At 59.8% G+C, this 5,625-nt stretch carries 5 protein-coding genes and 1 pseudogene; 5 read left to right on the top strand and 1 reads right to left on the bottom strand.

All coding sequences use genetic code 11. The features are described 5' to 3' along the window. Nucleotides 1-139 precede the first annotated feature (139 nt). The 5 genes and pseudogenes from BSZ39_RS11960 to BSZ39_RS11940 form a co-directional block, all read left to right on the top strand. Nucleotides 140-442 (top strand): annotated as a pseudogene (locus BSZ39_RS11960) (integrase core domain-containing protein); the annotation flags it as partial. Nucleotides 443-953: 511 nt separating this feature from the next. Then, a complete protein-coding gene (locus BSZ39_RS11955) occupies nt 954-2,372 on the top strand; it encodes an ABC transporter permease (RefSeq protein ID WP_342741824.1) in 1,419 nt (472 codons plus the stop codon). Nucleotides 2,373-2,431: 59 nt separating this feature from the next. Continuing rightward, on the top strand, nt 2,432-3,685 hold the full coding sequence (locus BSZ39_RS11950; RefSeq protein ID WP_083603335.1) for an ABC transporter permease: 1,254 nt from the start codon (nt 2,432-2,434) through the stop codon (nt 3,683-3,685). Nucleotides 3,686-3,693: 8 nt separating this feature from the next. Continuing rightward, nucleotides 3,694-4,332 carry an ATP-binding cassette domain-containing protein gene (locus BSZ39_RS11945; protein ID WP_073717551.1) on the top strand — a complete coding sequence of 213 codons (639 nt, stop codon included), beginning with the start codon at nt 3,694-3,696 and terminating at the stop codon, nt 4,330-4,332. A 168-nt stretch (nt 4,333-4,500) separates the two neighbouring features. Further along, the gene (locus BSZ39_RS11940; protein ID WP_073717550.1) at nt 4,501-4,899 is read left to right on the top strand and encodes a hypothetical protein; all 399 of its coding nucleotides are present in this window, start codon (nt 4,501-4,503) and stop codon (nt 4,897-4,899) included. Nucleotides 4,900-5,149: 250 nt separating this feature from the next. On the opposite strand, the gene BSZ39_RS11935 is transcribed toward BSZ39_RS11940, so the two are convergent. Beyond that, on the bottom strand, nt 5,150-5,625 hold a 476-nt coding region (locus BSZ39_RS11935), incomplete at its 5' end, for an IS3 family transposase (RefSeq protein WP_073717549.1).

Here is a 5,625-nt window from a genome sequence, read left to right as displayed (position 1 = left end):
GTGGTAACCCCGATTCTTGAGGGCCTCGATCCCTATCGCACTCCCGACACGCCCACCCTCGAACCCATCACCCCACGCTCAGGTCCCAAGAGCCTACAATCCCTGAAACAGGCCGGTGTTGCAACCACCGGTTGAACCTGCCCAGTACGTGTCGATTCGCTATACCGAACACCTCGCTGACGCGGGGATCGTCAGCTCGGTCGGTTCGCGCGGGGATTCCTACGACAACGCGCTGGCCGAGACCGTCAACGGGCTCTACACAACCGAACTCATCCACTCCAGACCAGCTTGGCCGTCCGTGACCGAAGTCGAGTTCGCGACCATGCAATGGGTCCACTGGTGGAACCACCGACGGCTGCATGAGAGTCTCGGCTACCGCACCCCGATAGAGGTCGAACAGGCCCACCATCAGACCAGAGCGTCGAACCCGGCACTCACATAACCATCGGAACAGAACCCAGTACGGTTCAGGAGCACAAAGCGAACGCGGGGAACGCGCGCGGATCATTCCGCTGTCCCCAGGCAATTACAACAAGGACATCGCCCGCGACTAGACACTGGAACAGATCGAAGCGCTCGAAGAGCGCGCCGTAGCTGACGGCGAGGACCTGAGTCATTCGCCGCAGTGGCGTGAACAACTCGGCTCGCATCGAGCTGGGTTCTGGAAGCCGGCAACCCAGGAATACAAGTCGCTCGCCAGGGTGGCGAGTAGCCGGGGCTGAACCCCGCCGCCAACTCGCTTTCTGCGCCAACCCGGCACTGCCCCTTCTTCGCCCCTAACCAGCACTCCTGGGAATCTACATGTGTTCTTTCAGGGAGGCTCTAGCGGGTTTTCAGGATCAATTCAGAATGAGATCATACCTTCGTTACGAACCTTTACGGCGCGCTGCATCCTGCGAAAGAGTTTTCGCTCTCCCCGATGTATGCAACTGTGGGTAGCCTCGCGACGAATCTTGCGATCAGCGCCATGGACGCGCCAACCGTTGTACCTTGAAAGGGGAACTTTGTCGTTTCTAGGAAGGGCTTGGCGCTATTGTGTCCGCAAGCCTGTCAAGACTCTGATTATTTTTGTTGTACTTGCCGTGATGGCGACTGTGGTGATGTCAGCCGGGGCTGTGACGCGTGCTGCGGATCAGGTGGCGCAGGAGGTGGACGCGAAAACCGGTAGTGGTTTCGTGCTGGAGAATAATCCGCAGTTCAACACGGGCACGCCGCGTGGCGCGGGCAACGTGAAGCCTGCCGATATTGAAAAGCTCGCGGGGCTGGACGGTGTTGCGTCGCATGTGGCCCGGCAGAACGTAACCGCAGACCTTGTGGACGCGCAGGTTTTGAAGCCGGGCCACGACGACTATGACAAGAAACGCGAGGCGCAGTTCGGTAACGCTGTGAACGTGTGGGGCGTGAACCGTAGCGATATGGTTAACCCGTTCCGTGCCGGCTCGTTGAAGCTCGTTGAGGGGCGCCACTTGACAGCTGGGGACAAGAATAAGGCCCTGATTCACGAGGATCTCGCGAAAGCGAACAACCTCAAACTCGGTAGCACCCTCACGTTGAAGGGCAACAAGTACGACGTTGACAACGAGAAGCAGTCCACCGAAGAGGTAAAGACTGAGGTTGTAGGGATCGTTTCGGGTAAGAACACCCGGCCGGTTGCTGTGCGTAGCGAGCTGTTCGCGAACACGGTGTTCACTGATTTGGATTCCACGCGCGCGTTGTATCAGTTCACACCGCAGACGGAGATCTATCAGGACGCGAACTTCTTTGTCGCTAAAGACGCCAATTTCGAAGATGTCGTGAAGGCCGCCGCGGCTCAGGGGATAGACTGGAACAAGTATCGGCTTTCGCGCTCCGCTGAGTACCTGTCAGGTGTCACTGGGGCAGTTGATGGAGTCAAGAGCATCATGACGAACACGACGGTGGGGGCCACGATGTTCGCGGCGGCTGTGGTGGCGTTGGTTCTCTTCTTGTGGCTCAATGAACGTAAGAAAGAAACCGGAACCCTGCTCGCCGTCGGCGTTCGGAAGAGCAACATCACGGCCCAGTACTTCGCGGAGCTTATCCTGGTTGCGATTCCTGCGTTTGTCCTCGCTTATTTCGCTTCGAATGCTGTCGCCCAGTGGATGGGTGGTGTGGCGCTGGCAAGCGTGAATAAGTCCGCTGAACGCCAGATGAAGCAGGCGGGCCAGTTTGGTGCAGACCTGGAGTCTTCAGCGTCGCTGCAGACGCTGGATAGCCTCGCGGTTGGCCTGTCCAGTGGTCCGGTGATCCAAGCGGTCATCATCTGTGTGGCTGTGATCGCGGTAGTCGTTGCGATTACCTCGATCCCGATGCTGCGTAAGAGCCCTCGCGCGATCCTGGTGGACAACAAGTGATGAGCCCGTGGCCTCGAGCTATCCGTAGCGTTGTGCGTAAACCGCGGCGCAGTGTCCTGATGATCCTCATCATGGCCGTGGTATTCACCGCGCTTGTTGCGCAGTCTGGTGTGCGTTCCTCCATGGCTGAAGTCAAGGACGCGATCAGCGCCAACGTGGGCGCCGGTTTCACTGCAAGTGCAGCTATTGAGTCGGCACCAGGCCCCGACGCGCCGGCTGGCCCTGGCGTTGATTCCGATGGGGCAGGGGGCTCCGACGAGCAGCAACAGCCATCCGCTCAGCAACCACCCGCTGACCAGGGTGGTATCGATGAATCGATAGCTCATCGTTTGGCGAACCTTGCGCAGGTAGCCAAGAGCAGTCTGGAGGCAGCGACGATCGCCCAACCCGAGGGTGCTCAGCCTGTGAAGAGCGGCCGTGGGGTTCAGTTGGATTCGGAGTTTGCCGGCGGGGTCAGTGTGACTGGGGCTAGTGATTCCGCGCTCAACCCAGCGTTTCAGGGCAAGCTATATCAGCTGGTTGAGGGCAAGCACGTGGGCGCAACCGCATCGCAGGCTGTGATCCATCGGGACTTCGCTCAGCAGAACAACCTCAAGCTGGGGGATGCGCTGACCCTTACACAGGCTGATGCGAAGGTCACCGTGACGGTTGTTGGGATCTTTGAAGGGAAAACGGAGAACCCGAGCGGGCTTCCGGCCGGTGCTTCAGAAAACAACGTGTTCGTGGACCTGGCTTCAGCTAAGGAGCTCGGCGCGCCGATCACTGCTGGTCGCTATTTCACGCATAACGCGGAGGAACTTCCGGGGGCGCTCGCCGCAGCTGGGAAGATCGCGCCGGAACTCACGTTGGAAGATAATTCGGCTCAGTTCGCGCCGGTGCTTCAGGCTATCGCCGGTGTGGACAAGCTTTTGGCGACCATGCTGCTTGGTTTGAGCATTGCTGGTGCGTTGGTGCTCGCGTTGGTGAGCACGTTCTGGGCGCGCGGCCGCATCCATGAGGTGGGTGTGTTACGTTCGCTCGGGAAAAGCAAAGGCGACGTCCTTACTCAATTCGCGCTTGAGGCAACAATTTTCGCGGCCGTCGCCGCCGCCATTTCAGCGGTTCTCGGATCCGTTCTTTCGGGTTTCCTGGGGCGGGCGGTTGTAGCCCAGGCCGGGGAGGAAATTCTATCCTCGATCCCCCTCGCAACCAACGCTGGCGGTATTGCTGCGTCTCTCGCGTGGGGATTCATCATCGTATTGTTGGGCGTCTCGGTGGGGGGTTTGCCTCTCATCACGCAGCATCCAAAACGTATTCTGTCGAAACTTAGTTAGGAAAAATTATGTCGATTATGCAGCTTGATCAGGTTGACTTTACCTACGGCACCGCCGCTCAGCGCGTTTTGAAGAACGTGAGCTATGGCTTCGAGGTCGGAACGTTTTACGCGATCGTAGGTTCTTCCGGCGCAGGTAAGACCACGATGCTGAGCCTGCTCGCCGGTCTGGACGCACCTACTGAGGGTGTGGTGCGCTTTGACGGCAAAGACATCGCATCCACCGGCTACACACGCCACCGCCGCGACCAGATCGCGTTGGTGTTCCAGAACTACAACCTCATCGACTACCTCACGCCTCTCGAGAACTTGCGCTTGGTGAACTCGAAAGCAACGGTTGAGGACCTCACCAGACTGGGGCTCGATGCGGCAGCCGCTCAGCGGAATGTGTTGGCTTTGTCGGGTGGGCAGCAGCAGCGGGTCGCGATCGGCCGAGCGCTCGTCTCTTCTGCTGGTGTGATCCTGGCTGATGAGCCTACGGGTAACCTGGATGAAGAAACCGCGGAAGGCGTGATCGAGATTTTGCGTGATGCCGCGCATCTGCAGAATAAGTGCGTCATCGTGGTGACACACTCGAAACAAGTTGCGAAGGCTGCGGATGTCACGTTGCGTCTTGAGCGCCGCAACCTAGTGGAGCACCGCAACTGACCATGGTGGCGGGTGCCGCATCGTTGGTAGCTGCCACGGTATCGTCTGCGGCATCTAGGCTGCCCGCCGCATGAGGTGGAGGGCGACGCCGTGGTTCTATAGCCGGGTGTTCCCGCTACTGACGCTGACTGATGGCGGTTGAGTCTGTCGCCATCAGTCAGCAGCGGCGTGGCTGGTTTCACCTTCGCGCAAGAGCTGCGTTCGCGTGGCTTTGATGGTGAGATCACGATGATGGAGCCGCAGGGGTTGCCGTATGATCGGCCGCCGTTGTCGAAAGATTATCTGCTGGGCACTAAGACGCTCGAGCAGATTCAGTTCCAGCCGCGTGAGTGGTTTGTTGAGAACCGTGTGACACTCATCGAAGCTGAGGCCGTGGCGGTTGAGGACTCTACTGTTGCTGCTCCGGCGGCTGTTTCCGGCATCGGGAGCCTAACCGTCCGGCTGAGCAATAGTGAAGCGGTCGCCTCGACGGTGACAAGGGGATTCGACAGATCCGGGATGGCCGACTCTCCGACCTGTGGAGCATCATCGGAGAGCATTCGACACTCAAACGGGTCCGAGCGCTGATCCGGACCCCGAACTACCGTCGCGAAATGATGCAACTCGCGAGCGAAGTCAAGGGGCCGGCCGACGGGTGAGCCGGGTTTAGACTCACACCATGAGCTACGCCGATGTCTTGCCCGAACTGGTCACAGTCTCGCGCGCTGACCCGGTAGGAGATCCAGAGCTCGTGATCCTGAACGAGGACCTCGCTAAGGAACTCGACTTCGATCCGGATTGGCTCCGGAGCAGCGAAGGCAGTGACCTGCCCCCACGGTTAGGTCCGGACGTTGTGCGAGTCGTCGGTTTCCATTTGATGGGTGCACTGCCGAGCGTAGTCGGCCGGTGCGAGATAGCCCAGCGATGAGTGCCTGCGGTCGTGGTTGTACTCGGTCTTCCAGTCGCTGATCACCACGCGGGCGTGGAGCAGCGAGTAGAAGGTGTTGATGTTGAGGCACTCGTCGCGGATCCTGCTGTTGAACGACTCGATGTAGCCGTTGCGCCACGGTGACCCGGGCGGGATGTAGCTCAGGCCGGTGCGGGTGCCGGCCCAGTCGGCCATCGCTTCGCTGATGAACTCCGGCCCGTTGTCGCAGCGCAGCGTCGCTGGGGCGCCGCGGACAGCGACGAGCGCTTCGAGGTGGTCGGTGAGCTTCGTGGCGGTGATCGAACGGTCGACCAGGCCTCCGATGCATTCGCGAGTGTGCTCGTCCACGATGGAGCAGATCTTGATCGGCCGGCCGCGTTCGTCGC

The sequence above is a fragment of the Bowdeniella nasicola genome (assembly GCF_001907295.1).
In the GTDB taxonomy this organism is placed as follows: domain Bacteria; phylum Actinomycetota; class Actinomycetes; order Actinomycetales; family Actinomycetaceae; genus Bowdeniella; species Bowdeniella nasicola.
The sequence above is the reverse complement of the archived record's forward strand: the minus strand, read 5'-3'. Positions and strand labels throughout refer to the sequence as shown.

Bases quoted from the DNA above. Each gene is read 5' to 3' on its own strand.
- BSZ39_RS11945 (WP_073717551.1), top strand. From the start codon at position 3,694: ATGTCGATTATGCAGCTTGATCAGGTTGACTTTACCTACGGCACCGCC.
- BSZ39_RS11950 (WP_083603335.1), top strand. From the start codon at position 2,432: ATGATCCTCATCATGGCCGTGGTATTCACCGCGCTTGTTGCGCAGTCT.